20 protein-coding genes and 1 tRNA gene are annotated in these 20,660 nt (G+C 69.9%); 11 read left to right on the top strand and 10 right to left on the bottom strand.

All coding sequences use genetic code 11. From position 1 onward, the window contains the following. Positions 1-2: 2 nt before the first annotated feature. From DDF62_RS13905 to DDF62_RS13885, 5 genes are read right to left on the bottom strand one after another with little or no spacing between them, the layout of a single operon-like run. On the bottom strand, positions 3-818 hold the full coding sequence (locus tag DDF62_RS13905) for an MBL fold metallo-hydrolase (RefSeq protein ID WP_116489650.1): 816 nt from the start codon (positions 816-818) through the stop codon (positions 3-5). Continuing rightward, positions 815-1,594 carry a TatD family hydrolase gene (locus DDF62_RS13900; RefSeq protein WP_116489649.1) on the bottom strand — a complete coding sequence of 260 codons (780 nt, stop codon included), beginning with the start codon at positions 1,592-1,594 and terminating at the stop codon, positions 815-817. Before DDF62_RS13900 ends, DDF62_RS13905 begins: the two co-directional genes overlap by 4 nt. A gap of 4 nt (positions 1,595-1,598) precedes the next feature. Continuing rightward, positions 1,599-2,606: a DNA polymerase III subunit delta' gene (locus DDF62_RS13895; protein ID WP_116489648.1), complete on the bottom strand. Its 1,008-nt coding sequence runs from the start codon at positions 2,604-2,606 to the stop codon at positions 1,599-1,601. After that, positions 2,603-3,232 (bottom strand): dTMP kinase, encoded by a 630-nt coding sequence (gene tmk / locus DDF62_RS13890; protein WP_116489647.1) that lies wholly within the window; start codon positions 3,230-3,232, stop codon positions 2,603-2,605. Before tmk ends, DDF62_RS13895 begins: the two co-directional genes overlap by 4 nt. Positions 3,233-3,274: 42 nt before the next feature. Beyond that, positions 3,275-4,180 carry a septal ring lytic transglycosylase RlpA family protein gene (locus DDF62_RS13885; RefSeq protein WP_116489646.1) on the bottom strand — a complete coding sequence of 302 codons (906 nt, stop codon included), beginning with the start codon at positions 4,178-4,180 and terminating at the stop codon, positions 3,275-3,277. A 136-nt stretch (positions 4,181-4,316) separates the two neighbouring features. On the opposite strand from DDF62_RS13885, the gene DDF62_RS13880 reads away from it, so the two are divergent. Both DDF62_RS13880 and DDF62_RS13875 read left to right on the top strand, forming a co-directional pair. Continuing rightward, positions 4,317-4,406 (top strand) — tRNA-Ser (locus DDF62_RS13880). A 35-nt stretch (positions 4,407-4,441) separates the two neighbouring features. Further along, positions 4,442-5,398 carry a DUF4424 domain-containing protein gene (locus DDF62_RS13875; RefSeq protein ID WP_116489645.1) on the top strand — a complete coding sequence of 319 codons (957 nt, stop codon included), beginning with the start codon at positions 4,442-4,444 and terminating at the stop codon, positions 5,396-5,398. Between the two features lie 241 nt (positions 5,399-5,639). On the opposite strand, the gene DDF62_RS13870 is transcribed toward DDF62_RS13875, so the two are convergent. Further along, positions 5,640-6,191, bottom strand: a complete 552-nt coding sequence (locus tag DDF62_RS13870) for a cysteine hydrolase family protein (protein WP_116489644.1) — start codon at positions 6,189-6,191, stop codon at positions 5,640-5,642. Positions 6,192-6,332: 141 nt separating this feature from the next. On the opposite strand from DDF62_RS13870, the gene DDF62_RS13865 reads away from it, so the two are divergent. The 3 genes from DDF62_RS13865 to DDF62_RS13855 are packed head-to-tail and all read left to right on the top strand — an operon-like array spanning position 6,333 to position 8,208. Further along, the gene (locus DDF62_RS13865) at positions 6,333-7,250 is read left to right on the top strand and encodes a class I SAM-dependent methyltransferase (RefSeq protein WP_116489643.1); all 918 of its coding nucleotides are present in this window, start codon (positions 6,333-6,335) and stop codon (positions 7,248-7,250) included. Then, positions 7,247-7,981, top strand: a complete 735-nt coding sequence (locus DDF62_RS13860) for a pseudouridine synthase (RefSeq protein WP_116489642.1) — start codon at positions 7,247-7,249, stop codon at positions 7,979-7,981. Before DDF62_RS13865 ends, DDF62_RS13860 begins: the two co-directional genes overlap by 4 nt. Further along, a complete protein-coding gene (locus tag DDF62_RS13855) occupies positions 7,978-8,208 on the top strand; it encodes a sulfurtransferase TusA family protein (protein WP_116489641.1) in 231 nt (76 codons plus the stop codon). Before DDF62_RS13860 ends, DDF62_RS13855 begins: the two co-directional genes overlap by 4 nt. Here the strand turns inward: DDF62_RS13855 and DDF62_RS13850 are convergent. Together DDF62_RS13850 and DDF62_RS13845 are read right to left on the bottom strand one after the other, a co-directional pair. Further along, a complete protein-coding gene (locus DDF62_RS13850) occupies positions 8,180-9,130 on the bottom strand; it encodes a YihY/virulence factor BrkB family protein (RefSeq protein WP_101717409.1) in 951 nt (316 codons plus the stop codon). The two genes, DDF62_RS13855 and DDF62_RS13850, sit on opposite strands and share 29 nt — an antisense overlap. 352 nt (positions 9,131-9,482) lie before the next feature. Further along, entirely contained in the window at positions 9,483-10,610 is a 1,128-nt protein-coding gene (locus DDF62_RS13845; protein WP_116489640.1) for a CaiB/BaiF CoA transferase family protein, read from the bottom strand. A 181-nt stretch (positions 10,611-10,791) separates the two neighbouring features. Here DDF62_RS13845 and DDF62_RS13840 point away from each other — a divergent pair, with 181 nt between their 5' ends. After that, positions 10,792-12,114 (top strand): diguanylate cyclase domain-containing protein, encoded by a 1,323-nt coding sequence (locus DDF62_RS13840; RefSeq protein WP_116489639.1) that lies wholly within the window; start codon positions 10,792-10,794, stop codon positions 12,112-12,114. Between the two features lie 16 nt (positions 12,115-12,130). Further along, positions 12,131-12,766 (top strand): DsbA family oxidoreductase, encoded by a 636-nt coding sequence (locus tag DDF62_RS13835; protein WP_116489638.1) that lies wholly within the window; start codon positions 12,131-12,133, stop codon positions 12,764-12,766. Between the two features lie 133 nt (positions 12,767-12,899). Here the strand turns inward: DDF62_RS13835 and DDF62_RS13830 are convergent, their stop codons facing one another. Beyond that, a complete protein-coding gene (locus tag DDF62_RS13830; protein WP_279629665.1) occupies positions 12,900-13,619 on the bottom strand; it encodes an EcsC family protein in 720 nt (239 codons plus the stop codon). Positions 13,620-13,869: 250 nt separating this feature from the next. Between DDF62_RS13830 and hdaA the strand changes: the two genes are divergently transcribed. From hdaA to DDF62_RS13810, 4 genes are all read left to right on the top strand, one after another. Further along, positions 13,870-14,601 (top strand): DnaA regulatory inactivator HdaA, encoded by a 732-nt coding sequence (hdaA, locus tag DDF62_RS13825; protein WP_482764086.1) that lies wholly within the window; start codon positions 13,870-13,872, stop codon positions 14,599-14,601. A 103-nt stretch (positions 14,602-14,704) separates the two neighbouring features. Beyond that, the gene (locus DDF62_RS13820) at positions 14,705-16,930 is read left to right on the top strand and encodes an RNA degradosome polyphosphate kinase (RefSeq protein ID WP_244286817.1); all 2,226 of its coding nucleotides are present in this window, start codon (positions 14,705-14,707) and stop codon (positions 16,928-16,930) included. 96 nt (positions 16,931-17,026) lie between these two features. Next, the gene (locus DDF62_RS13815; protein ID WP_116489635.1) at positions 17,027-18,514 is read left to right on the top strand and encodes a Ppx/GppA phosphatase family protein; all 1,488 of its coding nucleotides are present in this window, start codon (positions 17,027-17,029) and stop codon (positions 18,512-18,514) included. Between the two features lie 100 nt (positions 18,515-18,614). Further along, positions 18,615-18,887, top strand: coding sequence for a hypothetical protein (locus DDF62_RS13810; protein WP_116489634.1), 273 nt, complete (start codon positions 18,615-18,617; stop codon positions 18,885-18,887). Here the strand turns inward: DDF62_RS13810 and DDF62_RS13805 are convergent. Further along, positions 18,884-20,476: an ATP-binding protein gene (locus DDF62_RS13805; protein WP_244286816.1), complete on the bottom strand. Its 1,593-nt coding sequence runs from the start codon at positions 20,474-20,476 to the stop codon at positions 18,884-18,886. The genes DDF62_RS13810 and DDF62_RS13805 overlap by 4 nt on opposite strands. Positions 20,477-20,660 lie beyond the last annotated feature (184 nt).

The following is a 20,660-nucleotide window of genomic DNA, read 5'->3' as shown; positions in this document are numbered from 1 at the left end:
CCCTAGACGGCGACCTCGAACCGCATGCCGTCATAGGCGGGCTCGACGCCCGCCGGCAGCCTGGCCGCCAAGGCGTTGTAGTCCAGATCGATGTGCAGGTTGGTGAGCACCGCCCGCTTGGGCTGGGCGCGCTCGATCCAGGACAGCGCCCGCTCGACATTGGCGTGGGTGGGGTGCGGGGTCCAGCGCAAGGCGTCGACGATCAGGACGTCGAGCCCCTCCAGCACCGGCCAGCTTTCCTCGGGGATCTGCAGCGCGTCGGGCGCATAGGCCACGCCGCCGAAGCGGAAACCGGCGGCGCGGATCTCGCCGTGGTCGACATCGAAGCTGGTGACCGGGATCTGGCCGCTGGGCCCGCCGACTTCCCAGGCGTGGCCGTGCGGCGGCAGGTGGCGGGCCTCGCAGATGGCCGGATAGCCGCCCTTGGTCTCGAAGACGTAGCCGAAGCGCGCCAAGAGGCCGTCATAGGTCGCCGGATCCATGTAGGTCGGGATCCTGAAGCGGTGATTGAGGAAGAACGGCCGCACGTCGTCGATGCCGTGAGCCTGGTCGGCGTGATCGTGGGTGAAGAGAACCGCGTCGATGCGCCCCGCCCCGGCCCGGGCCGTCTGCAGGCGCAGGTCCGGCGAGGTGTCGACCAGCACGGTGGTGTCGCCGCGCGGATCGCCGCCCGACAGCCGGCGCACCAGCATCGAGCAACGCGAGCGGTGATTCTTCGGCTCGGCCGGATCGCAGTCGCCCCAATTGCCGTCGGCGCGCGGCACCCCGCCTGAAGAGCCGCTGCCGAGGATGGTGAACTCGAGCCGGCCGCCGGTCATGGACGCGGTATCGCGTCGAACAGGGCGAAGAAGGCGTCTTCGGAGCGCTTCTCGGCGTCGGCGCGGGTCCAGCCGCGAATCTCGGCCAGCTTGTCGACGATGTGCGGCAGGTGGGCGGGCTCGCAGCGGCGGCCGCGCATCGGCACGGGCGCCAGGTACGGGCAGTCGGTCTCGACGATGATCCGGTCCTCCGGCATGTCGCGGATCACGGAGCGGACATCCTCGGCCTGCTTGAAGGTGGCGATGCCCGAGACCGAGAACCAGGCGCCCAGCGCGGCGGCCCGGCGGGCGAGTTCGGCGCCGCTGGTGTAGCAGTGCATCAGGATCTTGAAGGCGCCCTTGGCGTGCTCCTCCTCCAGGATCTGGCCCATGACGTCATCGGCCTCGCGGGTGTGGACCACCAGCGGCAGGCCCGTCTCGCGGGCGGCGGCGACGTGCTGCCTGAACACGGCGGCCTGCACGTCACGCGGCGACAGGTCGTAGTGGAAATCGAGCCCCGTCTCGCCGATGCCGACGACCCTGGGCTTGCCGGCCAGCTCGACCAGGTGGGCCGTCGTCAGGTCGACGTGGTCCTTGGCCTCGTGCGGGTGGGCGCCGACCGTGCACCAGATGTCGGCCTCGGTCATGGCGATGGCGTGGACGGCCGGGAAGCTCGCGATCTTGTCGCAGATGGTCAGCATCATTTCGATGCCGGCCTCGCGGGCGCGGGCGATGACCGCGTCGCGGTCCTCGGCGAACTGGGGCGCGTGCAGGTTTACGTGGCTGTCGATGAGCATGCGGTCAGATGGAGGCCTTCGCCGCGGCGCGCAAGTCCGCAATCGCCGTCCAGAACACGTCGGCGCGGTCGAGGTTCACGGCCTCGGCCTCGATCGGCCAGCGCACCAGGCGCTCCCAGGCGGCGGCCCAGCGGTCGAGGCCCGAGGGCGTGCGCTCGCCGGCCATGCCCACGGCCATGGCGTGGATCTGGTCGGCCAGGCGCTCGAACAGAAGCTCGAAGCGGGCCTGGCCCTCGGCGCCCTTGAAGGTGTCGGCCAGGGCCAGCAGCGCGGCCTCGTCGATCTCGGGCAGCTTGCGCAGGATCTCGCCGGCGGTGTCATCGGCCTCCAGCGCCTTGGCGGCGGCCAGTTGCAGGGCCTTGCCGGGCGCGCCGTGGGCCATGCGCCCCAGGCGCTCGGCCTGGCGGCGATCCAGGCCCAGTCGGTGCTCGACCATGTCGGCGGCGCGCTCGACGCCCGGCGCGGGCACGGCCAGGCGGCGGCAGCGCGAGCGGATAGTCGGCAGCAGCTTGCCGGGCGAATGGCTGATCAGCAGGATCACCCCGCGCGGCGGCGGCTCCTCCAGCGTCTTGAGCACGGCGTTGGCGGCGTTGACGTTGAGGTCGTCGGCGGCGTCGATGATCGCCACCCGATAGGGCGAGGTCGCAGGCGAATTGGCGAAGAAGCCCGGCAGCAGGCGGGCCTCGTCGACGGGGATCGACTTGCGGGCCTTGCCGTCGTCGGTGGCGCGCTCCAGCACCATCAGGTCGGGATGCGAGCGGGCGGCGACCTGGCGGCTGACGAAGTCGGATGGAGCCGAGCCCAGCACGCCGAACGACTTGTCCTCGCGCGCGCCCAGCAGGCGGCGGGCCATGCGGTAGGCCAGGGTGGCTTTGCCGACGCCCTCGGGACCGGTCAGCAGCCAGGCATGGTGCAGGCGGCCTCGCCCCAGGGCGTCGAGGAACGACAGCTCGGCCTTCTCCTGGCCGTCCAGCGAGAAGACGTCGCGGGGGTGCGGAGGCGCGTCGCTCATGCCAGGTCCAGCCGTTCGCAGACGGCGCTCCAGACGGCTTGCGAGACCTCGTCGATCGAGGCCGTGGCGTCGATGACCGCGCAGCGTTCCGGCTCGCGGCGGGCGATCTCGAGGAAGCCGGCGCGCAGGCGCTCGTGGAAATCCAGGCCCTTGGATTCGAAGCGGGCCGCGCCGCCCCGGGCCGAAGCGCGCTCAAGACCCACCGTCGCGGGCAGGTCGAAGACCAGGGTCAGGGCCGGGATCGTGGCGCCCAGCACGTGCTCTTCCAGGCTGGCGATCAGCGAGGCCGGCGCGTCGCCGCCGGCGCCCTGATAGGCCCGGGTCGAATCGGCGAAGCGGTCGCAGACGACCACCGCCCCGCGCGCCAGGGCCGGACGGATGACCCGCTCCACGTGGTCGCGGCGGGCGGCGTACATCAGGAGGGTCTCGGTGACCGGCGACCAGCGGTCTGCCGCGCCGTGCACCAGAAGCTCGCGGATCGCCTCGCCGCCGGGACTGCCGCCCGGCTCGCGGGTCAGCACGACCTCGCGGCCCAGCGCCTCCAGGCGCTGCGCCAGGAGGCGCACCTGAGTGGATTTGCCGGCGCCCTCGCCGCCTTCGAAGCTGATGAACGTTCCGCTGGCCATCGGCCTCAAATCGGCCGGAACGCGTGGCTTGTCCAGAGCCGGTTAGGGCCGCAGCACCGTGGCGTCGCCAAAGCCCAGCGAGGCGACGCGGTCGCGGACGCCCCAGGCCAGGCCCTCGTCGTCGCCGGCGCTGACCAGCACGCGATAGAGCGTGCCGCCGGCGCGCTCCATGGGCTCGACCGTCACGCGGCCCGCGCCCGACAGGCGTTCGGCGGCGCGCTCGGCGTTGTCGCGGTTGGCGAAGCTGCCGGCCTGGACGCGATAGGCGCCGGACGGCGGGGCGGAAACATTGACGATCTCGGGCTCGCGCGGCGGCGGCGCGACCGGCGGACGGTACGGCGCGGCCGGCGGCGGCGTGGCGGGAATCGCCGCATAGCGCCGGGGCTGGTCGGCGGCTTTCTTGGGCGCGGGGCCGATGTAGCGCACGCGCACCTTGGCCAGGCCCTTGCCGCGATAGCCGAGCTCGTCGGCGGCGGCCTTGGACAGATCGATCAGGCGATCGCCGACGAACGGCCCGCGGTCGTTGACCCGCAGGCGCATCTTGCGACCGTTCTCGAGATTGGTGACCTCGACGATCGACGGCAGCGGCAGCGTCTTGTGGGCCGCCGACGGCAGGTCCATGTCGAAGACCTCGCCGTTGGCGGTGCGGCGGTTGTGGAACTGCTCGCCGTACCAAGAACCGGTCCCGACCACGTCGTAGTTCGGATCGGCCTTCGGATAATACCAGATCCCCTTGATCTGATAGGGCTTTTCGGTGCCGCGCAGGCCCTGGCCGTAACCGGGCGGCGGCGGGCCGTGATACTCGCGATCGGGCGTGGACTTCGGAACGCCCTTGGCGATCGGCAGCCGCGGCGAAGGCGTGGCGCAGGCGGCCAGGCCCGCGGCGCCCAGCGCCACAAGGCCCAGGACCTTCAGCGCCCGGATTTCAGATCTGTGCTCGCGCCGCATACGTCGCCAAAACTCCGGATGGTTCGTCCCCCATCATGGTTTCAGCTTCGTTCAGATGTTTTTAGGCTTGGTTAAGGATGCCTGCGACAGATCGCTCTGGAGCCGAAGCACGGGCGCTGATATAGCCGCCCGCTCCGGGCAGGTGGCCGAGTGGTTTAAGGCAGCGGTCTTGAAAACCGCCGTGGGTGAAAGTCCACCGTGGGTTCGAATCCCACCCTGCCCGCCACTTCTTCGTCGTCGCGGCCGTGCTATCCCGGCGACATGACCTTTCGCCCCCTCCTGCGCTCAGCCCTTATCGTCGCCGTGCTCGCCTGCGCAGCGCCCGCCATGGCCAACGACAGCTCGGCCGAGCTGGCGGCCGGCGGGCTGGTGCTGACCAGGACCACCGCCGTCGCCATGCGGTCGGAGGACCTCTACATCTCGCCGACGGCCGTCAGGGTCCGCTACGTGTTCGAGAACACCAGCGGCAAGGACGTGACGCTGCGGGTGGCCTTCCCGATGCCCGACATCGGCGGCGACGGCTTCTTCATGGGCGACGTGTCGATCCCGGTGGACGATCCGGCCAACATCCTGGGCTTCTCGACCAAGGTGGACGGCAAGCCGGTGAAGGCGCAGGTCGAGCAGAAGGCGTTCGGCGGCGGTGTGGATCGCACGGCCTGGCTGGTCGCCAACAAGATCCCGCTGGCGGTGCACCAGGAGGCGGCGACCAAGGCCATGGAAGCCCTGTCGCCGGCCAAGCTGAAGGAAGCCCAGGCGCTTGGCCTCTACGACGAGGACCAGGGCCCGATCTGGGTGCTGAAGACCACCTATCACTGGCTACAGGCCTTCCCCGCCGGCAAGCCGATCGTGATCGAACACGCCTACACGCCTTCTGTCGGTGCGACGGTGGCGACCTCGGTGGGCAGCGCCTATGGCGCGGAGACCGAGACGAAATACTGCGTCGATCCGGGCATGGTCGCGGCGGTCAAGCGCGCCGGCGGCGAGGACGGCGCCTTCATCGAGAAGTGGATCGACTACGTGCTGGTCACCGGCGGCAACTGGAGCGAGCCGATCGGCGACTTCCGGCTGGTGGTCGACAAGGGCGCGCCGCGGAATCTGGTCAGCTTCTGCGCCGACGGCGTCAAGAAGATCGGCCCGACCCAATTCGAGGTGCGCCGCAAGAACTGGCGGCCGGAAAAGGACCTGCAGATCCTGCTGCTGGAGCGGCGGGAGCCGTAGGGCGCCTCATATGAACCCTCTCTCTTTGAGAGAGGGAGGGGCCCGCCGCGAAGCGGTGGGAGGGTGAGAGGTTTCAGCGCCAGCCGGAAACACGCCCTTTGCGCGGTCCTGTCCAGGCGGCTCGAATATTCAAACTGACCAGCCAAACGACCGTGCCTAGTTCTGGGAGGGTGTAACCTCTCACCCTCCCACGCCTTTGGCGTGGGCCCCTCCCTCTCTCGATGAGAGAGGGTTTTACGTTCTACCCCAGCCTCGCCAGGATCTCGTCCGTCCGCGTGACCACCGCGTATTCGCCGTCGAGGTTGGAGAGGCTCATCAGGTGCCATTCGGCCGCGTCGCGAACGACGCCTTCCAGGTCGGCCTTGTCGAAGGTGAAGCAGGCGTCGCCCGGTACCGCGACGTCGAATCCCAGGCAGGCGGCGGCGCGGACGGTGGCCTCGACCGAGTTGTTGGTGGCCACGCCGACCACGACAAGGTGATGCACGTCGCGCAGGCGCAGCCATCGTTCCAGGCCGCTGCCGGCGAAGGCGTCGGGCACGTTCTTCTCCATCCGGTGTTCGGACGGCAGGGGCTCGAAGCGCGGCTGGAACTCACAGTTGGACGAGCCCGGCCAGAACGAGCCCTCGGGCGAGCGGCTCATGTGGCGCACGTGGACCAGCGGCAGGCCGCGAACCCGCCAGGCGTGCAGCAGGTGGGCGGCGTTGTCCTCGGCCTGCGGGTTGTTGCGAGGCCCGGTGTTCTCCGGAAGCATGCCGCGCTGCAGGTCGATGAGGATGAGGGCCGTGGCGTTCATGGCCAAAGCTTGCTTCGACGCCCCACGCCAGGCAATGCCCGCGAGCGGTCAAAGCGTGAAAGTCTGGCGTCGGAGGCCCGCCCAAGGTAACCAACGGCCCTTTCCCGCCCTTTGCGTTCCACGGCCCAAGATCCTTAGCTCATGACCGACACTGCCTCCGCCGCCGTCTATGGCTTTCCTCCCCGCGAGGTGATCGAGACGCCGCGCGGCGCCGTGCAGACCGCGCCGACCGTGCCGGGCGCGCAGCCGCTGGAAGGCCTGGCCGACGCCTCGCTGGACACTTTTGTCGTCCTGGCTCCGGCCGGCGCGGTGGAACGGCGCTATGTTCTGGCCCAGGCCCTGCGCGCCCTGAAGCCGAGCGGCCGCCTGACCGTGGCCGCGCCCAAGGATCGCGGCGGCCTGCGCCTGAAGAAGGAGCTGTCGGGCTTCGGCTGCACCATCGGCGAGGACGCCCGCCGCCATCACCGCATTTGCGTAACCCTTCGCCCCGAAGCGCCCACGGGCCTCTCCGAAGCCCTGGCCGAAGGCGCGCCGCGCCGCATCGACGGTGAGGGCCTTTGGACCCAGCCGGGCGTGTTCAGCTGGGATCGGCTCGACACCGGCACCGCCCTCCTCATGCAGGCCCTGCCCGCCTTCTCTGGCGCCGGCGCGGACCTGGGCTGCGGCATCGGCGTGCTGGCCCACCAGGTGCTGGCTTCGCCCAAGGTGACCAAGCTGGCCTTGGTCGACATCGACCGTCGCGCGCTGGACGCGGCCCAACGCAATGTCGACGACGCGCGGGTCAGCTTCTCGCACGCCGATATCCGCCTGGGCCTGCCTGAGCTGTCGAATCTCGACTTCGTGGTCTCCAACCCGCCGTTTCACGAGGGCGGCGGCGAGGACAAGGCGCTGGGCCAGGCCTTCATCCGCGGCGCGGCGGCCCTGCTCAAGAAGGGCGGCGTGCTGTGGCTGGTGGCCAACCGTCACCTGCCCTACGAGGCGGTGCTGGCCGACCACTTCGCCCGCGTGAAGCCCGTGGTCGACCAGGAAGGCTTCAAGGTGCTCGAGGCCGTGAAATGACCAAGGCGCTGATGGCGCGGCTGGACCGGCTGCTGGCCAATCTGGGCTATGGCGCGCGGCGCGAGGTCCAGGCCCTGGTCGCGGCTGGCAAGGTGACCTTCGACGGCGTGCCGCTGAAGGACGCCGGCAAGCGCATCGCCGTGACCGCCGACCTGCCCCAGCACCTGTTCGTGCGCGGCGTGCCGCTGGATCCGCCCGCGCCGCTGGTCCTGCTGATGAACAAGCCGCTGGGCGTGGTGTGTTCGCACCGGGAGGACGGGGCCAAGATCTACGACCTCCTGCCGCGCCGCTGGCAGATCCGCGACCCGGCCCTGTCGAGCGTTGGACGGCTGGACAAGGACACCTCGGGCCTGCTGCTGATCACCGACGACGGCGACTTCCTGCACCGGGTGATCTCGCCCAAGCGGCACGTGGCCAAGACCTATCTGGCCAGCCTCGATCGGCCGCTGTCGGGCAAGGAAGCCGAGGCCTTCGCCAGCGGGACACTGATGCTGGAGGGCGAGGAAAAGCCGCTGCTGCCCGCGCAGTTGGACGTGGTGGACGACAAGACCGCCCGCCTGACCATCACCGAGGGTCGCTATCACCAGGTGCGCCGGATGTTCGCGGCCATGGGCAACCATGTCGTGGCGCTGCATCGCGAGCGGATCGGCGGCATAACCCTGCCCGCCGACCTGGAGCCCGGCAAGCACCGCATCCTCACGGCAGAGGAAGCCGAGCAGGTGTTTTCGTGAGCGACATCGAGGTCGACGCGCGCGGCCATCGCTGCCCAGTGCCGACGCTGCGCCTGCGCCGGGCGCTGGAGCACGCGCCGGCCGGGGCGACGGTGCGCCTGCTGGCCGACGACCCGCTGGCGCGCATCGACGTGCCGCATTTCGCCCGCCAGTTGGGCGCGACGCTGGAAAGCGTCGAGGACCAGCCCTCTGGGGCGATCAGCTTTCGGGTGACGAAGGCGCCTTGAGGGCGATGGCCTTGGGGCCGTCGACCAGGGCCTGGGGCCGCTCGTCCAGCGCGATCTCGACCTCGGTGGCCAGGGCGCCGCCGAAGAACACCGCGTTCACGCTCCACGACAGCCAGATCAGGAAGATGATCACGGCCGAGATCGAGCCGTAGGTCGCGCCCAGGTGCGCCACCTTCTCGACGTAGAAGGCGCTGGCCCACGACATGAAGACGCAGAAGAGGCCCGCCGCGAAGCCGCCGGTCAGCGAGGCGCGCCAGCCGACGGGCTGGCGGGACATGGCGTAGCGATAGATCAGGGTCATGCCCACGATCAGGCCCATGGTCGCCCAGGTCCACTCGCTCTGGATCCACGACACCCCTTCCAGCGGCCTCAAGTTCAGGGTGCTGGAGAGCAGCCGGAAGGTCAGGAACACCCCCGACATCAGGAACAGCAGGCCAAAGGCGGCGATCAGCACGAACAGGGCCATCAGGTTGAAGCCGAAGAAGCCGCGCTGGTCTTCCTCGTCGTGGATGAACGACAGGCCGGCCAGCAGGGCCTTGAAGCCGCGATGGGCGGCATAGACGCCGATGACCAGGATCACGAGGCTCTGCAGAGAGACGGTGTAGACCGGCGCATGGGCCAGACGCTGCATCTCGCTCTGGAAGATCGGTCGCGCGCCGGTGGGCATCATGAAGGCCAGGGCGTCGGCCTGGCGGGCGGCGGTGTTGGGGTCCAGGAGCAGGCTGTAGAGCCCGATCAGGATGGCCAGGCCGGGAAACACCGCCAGCAGGGCGAAGAACGAGACGCCGCCCACATAGAGCATGACGTCGCGCCCCCACAGCCTGGACAAGGCCAGGCCGAGAACGCGAAGGATTTCCTGAACCCAGTGGATCGGGTCGAGATCGAGGTCTCGCCAGCGAATGGGGGCCTTGGGGGGCTGCATTCGGCGGAAACTGCCCCCGGCCGTCCGGTGAAGCAACCCTTGGACGGCGACGCTCTCGATAAAGTCGCGCTATTCCAGATGGTCAAAGACGCGCCGCCTCAGGGAAAGCGACGCGTCTCCGCAGGTCTTGCCTGAACCGGCCGCCACATCGAGGGACGGGTTGGCGCGGCGGCCGGTCACAGTTCGAAGGTAGGATTCGCCGCCTGAACCGCATCTGAACGCGGTTGTCAGCTTGCGCGGGGATAGCGAAACCCTCGCCCTTCGACAGGCTCAGGGTGAGGTCTTCTACTGCGCCGCCTGCGCCTTGATCCTCATCCTGAGCTCGTCGAAGGACGAGGATCACACAGGACGACTACAGGGCCCCCACGGCCTCCAACGCCGCAATGGCTTCGGGATCGAAACCCCAGTCGCCGAGCGCGGCGGCGTTGTCGGCCCCGATCTTGGGCGGCGGGCCCTGGATCACGCCGGGCGTGGCCGAAAAGCGCGGCGCGGGGGCGGGCTGGACGACGCCGGCGACCTCGACGAAGGTCTCGCGGGCCTTGTTGTGGGCGTGGCCCGGCGCCTCGTCCATCGACAGCACCGGCGCGAAGCAGACGTCGGTGGCGTCCATGATCTCGCACCACTCGTCGCGGGACTTGGTGGCGATGACGGCGGCCAGCTTCTCGCGCAGGGCCGGCCAGTCTTCGCGGCTCATCTGGGCCTGGAAGTGCGGATCGGTGATGCCGGTCTTTTCCAGCAGCAGCAGGTAGAACTGCGGTTCGATGGAGCCGATCGACACCCACTTGCCGTCGGCGCAGCGGTAGGTGTCGTAGAAGTGAGCGCCGCCGTCGAGCAGGTTGCTCCGCCGACCCTCGCGCCACATGCCCATGGCCTTGAAGCCATAGAACATGGCCATCAGCGAGGCCGCGCCGTCGCTCATGGCGCAGTCGATGACCTGGCCCTGCCCGGTCTCGCGGGCATGGATCACCCCGGCCAGCAGGCCGAAGGCCAGATAGAGCGCACCGCCGCCGAAGTCGCCGACGAGGTTCAGCGGCGGGATCGGCTTGTCTTCCGTGCCTATGGCGTCCAGCGCGCCGGTGATGGCGATGTAGTTCATGTCGTGGCCGGCGGCCTTGGCGTATGGACCGGTCTGGCCCCAACCGGTCATGCGGCCGTAGACGAGCCTGGGATTACGGGCCAATGCCGCGTCGGGACCCAGGCCGAGCCGCTCCATGACTCCGGGACGGAAGCCCTCGAACACCGCGTCGGCGGTCTCCATCAGCTTCAGGCAGGTCTCGACGGCGGCGGGCTGCTTGAGGTCCAGCGCCACCGAGCGGCGGCCGCGGGCGGTGACGTCGGCCGGCGAAGAGCGGCCCGAGCCCTTGCGGTCGATGCGCACCACGTCGGCGCCGAGGTCCGACAGCAGCATGCCGCAGAACGGCCCGGGGCCGATCCCGGCGAACTCCAGCACCTTCAGCCCCGACAGCGGTCCCTGGCCCATCGCTTCCTCCCGTCTTCGATCTCGTTGGAAGCAGTAGGACCCGGTTGACGCCCGGTCAGGCAAGCCCAGGCGAAATCGCCTGTCGACAAGGTAAAGACTGCGACCACGCATCCCTTTGCCGCACCCTCGCCTCTGCTATGTTGGCTCGCGAATCGAAGGCCTGCGCCAGCGGAGAACGAATTTGGCGGTGAACGCCCGGATCCTGATCGTGGCGCGTGACGACACGCGGGCCGGTCCCCTGTCCGAAGGGCTGGACCGCCTGGGCTGGCGCACCATCACAGCGCGCGGCCCCTACGCCGCCCTCGCCGCGCTGGGCGACCTGCAGATCGAGGCGGTGATCGTCGACCTGGACGCGGCCGGCCCCGACAGCCAGACCCTGGCTCGCCGCCTGAAGGCGGCCGTCGCCCCGCGCCGCCTGCCGGTGATCGCCATCGGCGAGCCGGGGACCGACGTGGGCCAGAGCGCCTTCGACCTGACCCTGTCGCCGCCGCTGCATCCGTCGCAGGCGGTGCTGCGCCTGGAATCGCTGGTCCGCACGGCCATCGCCGAGGAAGAGTTCGAGCTTCGCTTGACCACCTTCGGCGATCGCGGCCGCCGGCTGGACCTGCCGGAAGCCTCCGCCGTCCCCTATCGCGTGCTGGCCATCGGCGAGCCCGCCCCGCAGTTCCTGGCCCTGTCCAACGCCCTGACCCGCGGCGGCGCCGACGTGGTCGGCGCGTTCACCGCCTATACCGCCTTCGACTACCTGCACGAGCGGGCCTTCGACGCGGTGGTGCTGTGGGCCGGCGAGAACCAGCAGGAGGCGCTGTCGATCGCCGCCGGCATGCGGCGCAACACCCGCCTCTTCCACATCCCGGCGCTGCTCTACATGAACGCCGAGAGCTACGTGACCATGTCCGAGGCGTTCCATCGCGGCGTCTCCGACGTGGCCTCGCCGCAGACGCCGGAGGGCGACACCGCCCGCCGCGTCATCGAGCTGGCCCGCAACTATCGTCGCGGCGAAGCCATTCGCGGCGCGCTGGAGAAGGCCCGCAGCTCGGGCCTGATGGACGCGGCCACGGGCCTGTTCACCCGCGACCTGTTCGCCGCCCACCTGGCCCGCCTGGCCGGCGCCGCCCGCGAGCGCGGGCGTCCGCTGTCGATCGGCGTGCTGCGCGTGGCCGACAAGGCCGAGGTCGTCTGGGCCAGGCAGAACGGCTGGCTCGACCGCGCGATCCCGCAGATCGGCTCGATGGTCGGCCGCCTGGTCCGCGTCGAGGACACCGCCGCGCGCCTGGCGCCGGAAGTCTTCGCCCTGGCCCTGCCGGCCACCAACCTGGCCGCCGCCAAGGCCGCCGCCGAGCGGATCGCCGCCGTCATCGGCTGCACCGCCTTCGACGCCGGCGAGGACCGCAGCCCGTTCGTGTGCGAGTTCGACATCGGCGTCGCCCAGATCGAGCCGGGCGAGACCGCCATCCACGCGCTGGAGCGCGCCGCTTCCCTGGCCCTCCAGAAGGCCATCTAGTTTTCGAGGAGTTCCCATGGGCCAGCCGATCACCGTCGACGTCGTCGCCGACGTCGTCTGCCCCTGGTGCTATCTCGGCTGGCGCCGGGTGAAGAGCGCCCTGGCCGCGCGGCCCGACCTCGAGCCGATCGTCATCTGGCGTCCCTACCAGCTGGACCCCGCCCTGCCCGAGGAAGGCGTCGACCGCGCCGCCTACATGGCCGGCAAGTTCAAGGATCAGACGCGGCTGAAGGCGGTGCACAAGGCCCTGCAGGACGCCGGCGCCGAGGAAGGCATCGCCTTCGCCTTCGACAAGATCGCCCTGTCGCCCAACACCAGCGCCGCCCACCGCCTGATCCGCTGGGCGCGCGGCGCGGCCGTGCAGGACGCCGTGGTCGAGGGCCTGTTCGCCGCCTATTTCGAGGAAGGCCGCGACATCGGCGATCCGGTAGTGCTGGGCCAGATCGCCAAGGCCGCCGGCATGGACGAGGTCGCGGTGCTGCAACTGCTGTCCGACGGCGCCGACAAGGACGTGATCGCCCAGCAGCACGCCATGGCCGTGCAGGGCGGCGTCACCGGCGTGCCGGTGGCGATCTTCGCCGGCAAGGTGGCGGTGGTCGGGGCCGAGAGCCCCGAAAACCTTCAGAAGGCCATCGACCAGGCGCTGGCTTAAGAACCTCCCCCTCTGGGGGAGGCGATCGCGCAGCGATCGGAGGGGGGCGTAGCTGCCGAGACGGCCAACGCTCTGATGGCTGAAAACTTCCCCCCACCGGCCTTCGGCCGCCTCCCCCACAGGGGGAGGTTCCCTAGGCCAGCGTCGGCTGGGCCTCCAACCGCATCCGATAGGCCATCACCGCCGTGTGGCCGAGCTTCTCGACCAGGCGCCAGTTGACGATCGCGCCCACCGGCGCGCCGACGATCGGCAGCAGTTGGGCCAGCTTCGCCAGGTCGATGTGGTCGCGGTACTGCTGCTGGAAGGCCCGCCAGTCGAAGCCCGCGAGGTCGGTCGGATGCGTGCGGGCGTCCCAGCCATCCATGGCCTCGAACACCTTGGCGCGGTGCGCCGCGTCCGAGAACGCCAGCTCGAAGATGTGCAGGATGTAGAGGCGCTCCGACAGCTCCGAGCCCTCATGGCCGAAGGCGGCGGCGATCTCGAACAGCAGCTTGATCTTGAAGCTCATCAGCAGCGGGAAGTCGGCGGCGGCCAGGACGAAGCCCCCTGCTCCGGCGATCCCGCCTTCGGCGGCGGCGGTCTTCTTCCAGTTATCGATTGCCGCCCGAACCCGCTCCAGCCGCTCGTCCAGCGTGGCCTGTACCAGCGGCGCGCCGGTGGCGAAGTCCGAGCCGGTGAGGATCGCCCGGGTCATGCCCTGCATCGCCGTGGTGATGGCGGCATGGACCTTTTCCGGAATGATCCGATTGACCTTCAGCTGGACGGCGCGAGCGGCCAGGCCCAGCGCGCCGGGCGGCCTGGTCATCTCGGCTCGCCAGGCGGCGAGGTCGGCGGTGGCGGCGGTCTGGGCCAGGTTGAAGCTCCGAAAGTGAATCGCGGCGGCGCAGAAGCGTTCGCCGCCGGATCATGCCGCAGTCGGCGAGGCGGTCGAAGTCCCCAGAAGATTAACGCTCAACAGGCCCGTGGATCATTTGACCACGGCCGTCCACACCGGCGTCCACACGGGCATCCACACGCGCTTCCTGCGTCCACACCTATAGTGGCCTATATCCCCAAGACCGCCCGCCCGCCGTCTCGCGGCGCAGCGGCCCACAGCCTATACCTTGCCTACCCATTCACCATGTGACTTCGCGACGACCTTGAGCCAGCTGAAATTGCCGTTGGAACGCCTGCCCACCTTCGAGCGGGTCGACTTCGCCGTCTCGCCGGCCAACGAGGACGCCGTGCGCGCCGTCGACGCCTGGCCGGAATGGCCGAACGGCCGCCTGGCCCTGATCGGCCCCTCGGGCAGCGGCAAGACGCACCTGGCGCGCGCCTGGGCCGCGGAGGCCGGCGCGGTGATCATCGACGCCACCGATCCCCATCAGGCGCCGCTGAACCTGCCGGCCCTGCGCGGCCGCGCCGTGCTGGTCGAGAACGCCGACCGCCGCGCCCTGGGCGGCGTCGTGTCGGACGAGGACCTGTTTCACCTCCTGAACATGGCGGGCGTCGACGGCGGCAGCCTGCTGCTGACCGCCCAGACCGCGCCGCTGGAATGGCAGACGATCGTGCCGGACCTGCGTTCGCGCCTTAACGCCATGACCGCCGCCGTCATCGACGAGCCCGACGACGTGGTGCTGGAGGCCGTGCTGCGCCGCGCCTTCGCCGACCGCCTGATCCGCCCCGCCGACGACGTCTACGCCTATCTGCTGCGTCGCATTCCGCGCAGCGCGCCGGAAGCCGTCGCGCTGGTGGCGCTGCTGGACGAGGCCGCCTCGGAGGGCAATCGCGGCATCACCCGGGCCTTCGTCGCCCAGGTGCTGGCCTTCGGCGAGGACGACGCGTTCGAGGACTGAACGGGACTGATCGAAAGCCCGGCTTTTCTTGAACAAATCCCTGTTTGTCTTGCGGCTGTCATCGGGCTCGTCCACCATGCCGGGCATTGCCCTGGAGTAGACGATGACAGACGCCGCCGCCCTCGCGCCCTCCCTTCACAAGGTGGAGACCGCGCCCGAGGATCGCGTGCGCCTGACGCTGGACGAGGACCTGCTGGCCTCGCCGGAACGGTTCTTCAATCGCGAACTCTCGTGGCTGGCCTTCAACCAGCGCGTCCTCGAGGAAAGCGCCAACCCGCGCCACCCGCTGCTGGAACGCCTGCGCTTCCTGTCGATCAGCGCCAACAACCTCGATGAATTCTACATGGTCCGCGTGGCCGGCCTGAAGGGCCAGGTGCGCGAGGCCGTGCGCGTGGTCAGCCAGGACGGCCTGACCCCAGGCGAGCAGCTGACCCGCATCAACGCGTCGGCCTTCCAGCTGATGAGCGAGCAGCAGAAGATCTGGCGCGAGGTGCGCGCCGAGCTGTGGGCCGAGGGCCTGAAGCTGCTGGACGCCAAGGACATCGTCGGCGCCGACCGCGAGCGCGCCGAAGAGATCTTCAAGTCGCGCATCTTCCCGGTGCTGACGCCTCTGGCGGTGGATCCGGCCCACCCCTTCCCGTTCATCCCGAACCTGGGCTTCTGCCTGGCGCTGAAGCTGCGCCGGATCTCGGACGACAAGCATCTCTACGCCCTGGCGCCGATCCCCTATCAGGTGCAGCGCTTCTGGGAGATCGCCAGCACCGCGCGCGGCCGCAAGCGCGAACGCAAGATCGTGGCGCTGGAAAGCTTCATCATCCTGTTCCTCGACCACCTGTTCCCCGGCTACGAGGTCGAGGGCCGGGGCCTGTTCCGCCTGATCCGCGACAGCGACCTGGAGATCGAGGAAGAAGCCGAAGACCTGGTGCGCGAGTTCGAGGCGCGCCTGAAGAAGCGCCGCCTGGGCCGCGTGGTGCGGGTGAAGATCCAGACCACCATGCCCGCCGACCTGCGCGAGTTCATCATCGAGGGCCTGCGCGCCCAGCCCGAGGACGTGGTGCTGGTCGACGGCAAGCTGGGCCTGGCCCAGATGAGCGAGTTGATCCCGCCCGACCGTCCGGACCTGAAGTTCAAGCCCTACAACGCCCGCTTCCCCGAGCGCGTGCGCGACCACGGCGGCGACTGCTTCGCGGCGATCCGCGAGAAGGACATCCTGGTCCACCACCCGTTCGAAAGCTTCGACGTGGTGGTGCAGTTCCTGCGCCAGGCCGCCCGCGACCCCAACGTGCTGGCCATCAAGCAGACGCTGTACCGCACCTCGAAGGACAGCCCGATCGTGGCGGCCCTGATCGAGGCGGCCGACAACGGCAAGAACGTCACCGCCCTGGTCGAGATCAAGGCCAGGTTCGACGAAGAAAACAATTTGAAGTGGGCCCGAGACCTGGAACGGGCCGGCGTGCACGTGGTGTTCGGCTTCGTCGACTGGAAGACCCACGCCAAGCTGTCGGTGGTGGTCCGCCGCGAGGGCGACGCCTTGCGCACCTACTGCCACTTCGGCACCGGCAACTATCACCCGCAGACGGCGCGGGTTTACACCGACCTTTCCCTGTTCACCTGCGACCCGGCCATGGGTCGCGACGGCGGCAAGCTGTTCAACTTCATCACCGGCTACGCCCAGCCCGGCGCGCTGGAGAAGCTGTCGTTCTCGCCCCAGACGCTGAAGCCGGACCTCCTGGCCATGATCGCCGCCGAGGCCGCCAACGCCCGCGCCGGCAAGCCCGCCGGCATCTGGGCCAAGATGAACGCGGTGGTCGACCCGCAGATCATCGACGCCCTCTACGCCGCCAGCCAGGACGGCGTGCAGATCGACCTGGTCGTGCGCGGCATCTGCTGCCTGCGCCCGGGTATTCCGGGCCTGTCCGACAACATCCGTGTCAAGTCGATCGTCGGCCGCTTCCTGGAGCACGCCCGCGTCGTGGCCTTCGCCAACGGCGCCGACATGCCCAGCGCCCAGACCCGCGCCTTCATCAGCTCGGCCGACTGGATGCCGCGCAATCTCGACCGCCGGGTGGAAAGCCTGGTGCCGATCGAGAACCCGACCGTGCACCAGCAGGTGCTGAGCCAGATCATGGTCGCCAACCTCAATGACGAGGCCCAGAGCTGGCGCCTCGACAGCGAGGGCCACTACGCCCGCGATCCCGCCTGGGACACCAAGGGCGCGTTCTCGGCGCACGAATACTTCATGACCAATCCGAGCCTGTCGGGCCGAGGTCATCACGTGCAGGACCTGCCGCGGGCGTTCGACCACGTCGGACCCAAGCGGAAACGCTAGGATCTGGCGCTGAAAAACTGGGGAGCGACGGCTTTCGTGACGGTTTCGTCCAAGGCCGCCGCTTCCCCTGCGCGACGAATGCGTTAAACCAGCCTCATGCCTCTCTCGGCGCCGCGCGACGCGGCCGTGATCGATATCGGCTCCAACTCGGTCCGCCTGGTGGTGTACCGGCTGGAAGGTCGCGCCATCTGGACCGTCTTCAACGAGAAGGTGCTGGCTGGCCTTGGCCGTGAACTCGGCTCCAAGGGCCGACTGGCGCCCGACGGCGTTTCCCAGACCCTGGCGGCGCTGAAGCGCTTCAAGGCGGTGCTGGAAGCCGTGCAGCCCGCCGAGACCTTCGTGGCCGCCACCGCCGCCGTGCGCGAAGCTTCCGACGGCGCAGCCTTCGTCAAGCGTGTGGCCGAGGAGACCGGCCTCACCATCCGTGTGCTCTCAGGCGAGGAAGAGGCCCGCTACGCCGCGCTGGGCGTGCTGGCCGGCGCGCCGGACGCCACGGGCGTGGTCGGCGACCTGGGCGGCGCCAGCCTCGAACTGGTGCGGCTGGAGCCGACCGGCGCGGGCCAGGGCGTGACCCTGCCGCTGGGTCCGTTCAGCCTGGGCCTGACCGAGGGCTTCGACGCCGACCGCGTGCGGCGCCTGGCCGCCCAGCGCCTGGCCCCGGTGGCCGAGGTGTTCAAGGCCGACGCCTTCCACGCCGTGGGCGGCGCCTGGCGCAACCTGGCTTTGCTGCACATGCGCCTGTCCGGATATCCGCTACAGGTGGTGCACCAGTACGAGATCGGCCGCAGCGAGGCCCTGGAGGCCGCGCGCCTTGTCTCGCACCAGTCCAGAAGTTCGCTCGAACGCATCGAGGGGATGTCCAAGAAGCGCATCGAGACCCTGCCCTACGCGGCCGTGGTGCTGGAGAGCCTGATCGAGCGCCTGGACCTCAAGCGCATCGAGATCTCGGCCTTCGGCGTGCGCGAGGGCCTGCTGTTCGAAGCCATGGCGCCGCGCGTGCGGGGCCTGGACCCATTGATCGAAGGCTGCGCCTCGTTGACCGCTCGCCAGGGCGTGGCCGACGACCTGGGCGTGGCGTTGCAGGCCTGGCTGGAGCCGGCGTTCGGCAAGCTGGAAAGCCTGTTCGACGGCCGTGACGCGGTGCTGACGGCGGCCGCCTGCCGCCTGGCCGACCTGGGCGCGCGGCTTCACCCGGACCATCGCGCCGACTTAGTGTTCGAGCAGGTGCTGCGCGCCCCGATCGCCGGCCAGACCCATGTAGAGCGCGCCTTCCTGGCCGCCGCCGCTTTCGCCCGCCACTCCACCCCGTTCAACCCGCCCGAGATGGACGTGCTGGAACGGCTGCTGACCCCGGCCCGCTTGAAGCGCGCCCGGGCCCTGGGCGCGGCGATCCGCCTGGGCTGCGACCTGTCGGGCCGTAGTCCCGCGCTGCTGTCGCGCTCGCGGCTGGCGATCGAGAAGGCAGACGTGCAGCTTTCGGCCGAACCCGGCTACGCGGCGCTGCTGCTGGGCGAACAAACCGCCAAGCGAGCCAGCAGCCTGGCCCAGGTGCTGGGCCTGAAGCTCAAGGTGCTGCCGCTCTAGGCCGCGACAGCGGGCCGCAGGCGAACACCGTTCTTCCAGAATGGTTTGTTAGCCACGCCACGCCGAAGCTTCTTCCCCTCAGCACGGGGAGAAAAACGACATGCAGAAGCAGGTCGCCTACGACGTTCACGACAGCATCGACGCCGCTCGACAGCCGCCGGCGAAACCCGAAGTGGTGCGGTTGGCAGGCGCCTCAGCCGCCCCCGTGGACAGTCCGGCCAGGCAGTTGCAGCGCGACGTCGCGGCGGCCTTCGGCGCGAAGCGTGGATGGTCGGTGCGGCGGACGGTGGTGCTGGGCGCGGCCTATCATGGCGTGATCCTGTCGGCCCTGGTGATGGCGGCGGTCGAGACCTTCGGACACGTCGCCGGCTAGGCGGCCTCCTCGTCGCCGAGCACGCGCAGCAGGACGGCGTAGAGCGCGGTCACCTCGAACGGTTTCTCGACGAAGTCCTGCATGCCCGCGGCCTGGCAGGCGGCGATGTCGCCCTCGGCCACGGCGCCGGTGACGGCGATCACCGGCGTGGCGCGGTTCAGCCCCTCAGCGCGCAGGCGCCGGGTCGTGTCCAGGCCGTCGAGGCCCGGCATGTTGACGTCCATCAGGATGGCGTCGAAGCGGGTCTCGCCGGCCAGCAGCAGCGCCGTCTCGCCGTCGGCCGCCAGGGCGACCGAAAGCCCGAAGGCCTCCAGAACCTGGGCCAGGGTGCGGCGGTTGATCTCGTGGTCGTCGACGACCAGCACCGTCGGCGCGTCGGAAAAGCCCTCGGCCGGAGCGTCGAGCGGCTCGGGCGTCGGCGGCTCCTGGCCCTCGGGCGCCGGCAGGGTCAGCACGAAGCGCGCGCCGCGCCCCTCGGCCGAGACGGCGCTCAGGTCGCCCCCCATCAGGCGGGACAGGTCGCGGCTGATGGCCAGGCCCAGGCCCGTGCCGCCGAAGGTGCGCGCGGTGTCGGCGCCCAGCTGGTCATAGGCCGTGAACAGTCGCGCCAGTTGCTCGGGGCCCAGGCCCGGCCCGGTGTCGGTCACCGCCAGGGTCAGTATCAGCCCGCCTTCGACGCGGGGCGCGATCGACAGCTCGATGCAGACCCGGCCCTCGGGCGTGAACTTGATGGCGTTGGACAGCAGGTTGTTGAGCACCTGGCGCAGGCGCACCGGATCGCCCTTGATCCAGCGCGGCAGGCGCCGCCCGCCGGTGAAGCGCAGGGCCAGCCCCTTGTCGCGGGCCTCGGCGCGCCAGAACCGCAGGGTGTCGCAAATCAGGGTGCGCGGCGCGAAGTCGATGGATTCGACGGTCATGCGGCCGGCCTCGATCTTCGACAGGTCGAGCAGGTCGTTGAGCAGGGCGCGCATCATCACGCCGGCGTCGGCGATGAGCTCGGCCTTGGCCTTGGCTGGACCGCCCGCCCCTCGGGCCAGTTCACCCGCCCCGGCCAGAATGGCGCTGAGCGGCGTGCGCAGTTCGTGGCTGACCATGGCGACGAAGGCGCTCTTGGCGGCGTCGGCGGCAACGGCCTGTTCGCGTCGGATCTCGGCGGCGGCCCGGGCCTCGCGCTCGGCCAGCAGCGTCTGGCGCGACCAGCCGAAGACGAGCGAGGTGACCAGCACCATCAACCCGCTGCCGATCAGGAACGCCTTCACGCCCACGTCTTCGTGGTTGGCGGCCAGGATCGGGGCCGCGAACAGATAGCTCAGGTGCGGCGTGGCGGTGACCGTGAAGGCCAGCCGCGAGCCCTTGGCGCCCATCAGGGCGGTCATCACCGAACCGGCCAGCAACAGGGCCGCGCCCGCCGCGCCGGCGGGCAGGCCTGTCCGCCACAGCGGGACCGCCAGCCAGCCGAACGCGACGGCCAGCAGGAAGTCGGCGCCCAGGCAGGCCAGAATCCAGCGGCGCGGATTGCGCTCGAAGGCGCGCAAGGCCAGGGCCTGAAGTCCTTGCGCCGCGAGACAGGCGAACGCCCAGGGCAACATGAAGGAGAATCGCGGCGCCAGGCCGATCGCCGCGCACACCATCGCGATGACGAACAAGCGCAGCGGAATCTGTTGCCGCAGGGCCTTGGCGGGCCTTGCATAGTTACGCGCGGCCCTGACCAGCCACGGATCCGGTTCCGCGTACGCCAACTCGACCAAGTTCCCCAGTCTTCGGCCGTCCCCA

Origin of the sequence: Caulobacter radicis, assembly GCF_003094615.1 — a bacterium.
Lineage (GTDB): Bacteria > Pseudomonadota > Alphaproteobacteria > Caulobacterales > Caulobacteraceae > Caulobacter > Caulobacter radicis.
Note: the sequence above shows the minus strand (reverse complement) of the source record. Positions and strands in the feature narration are given on the sequence as shown.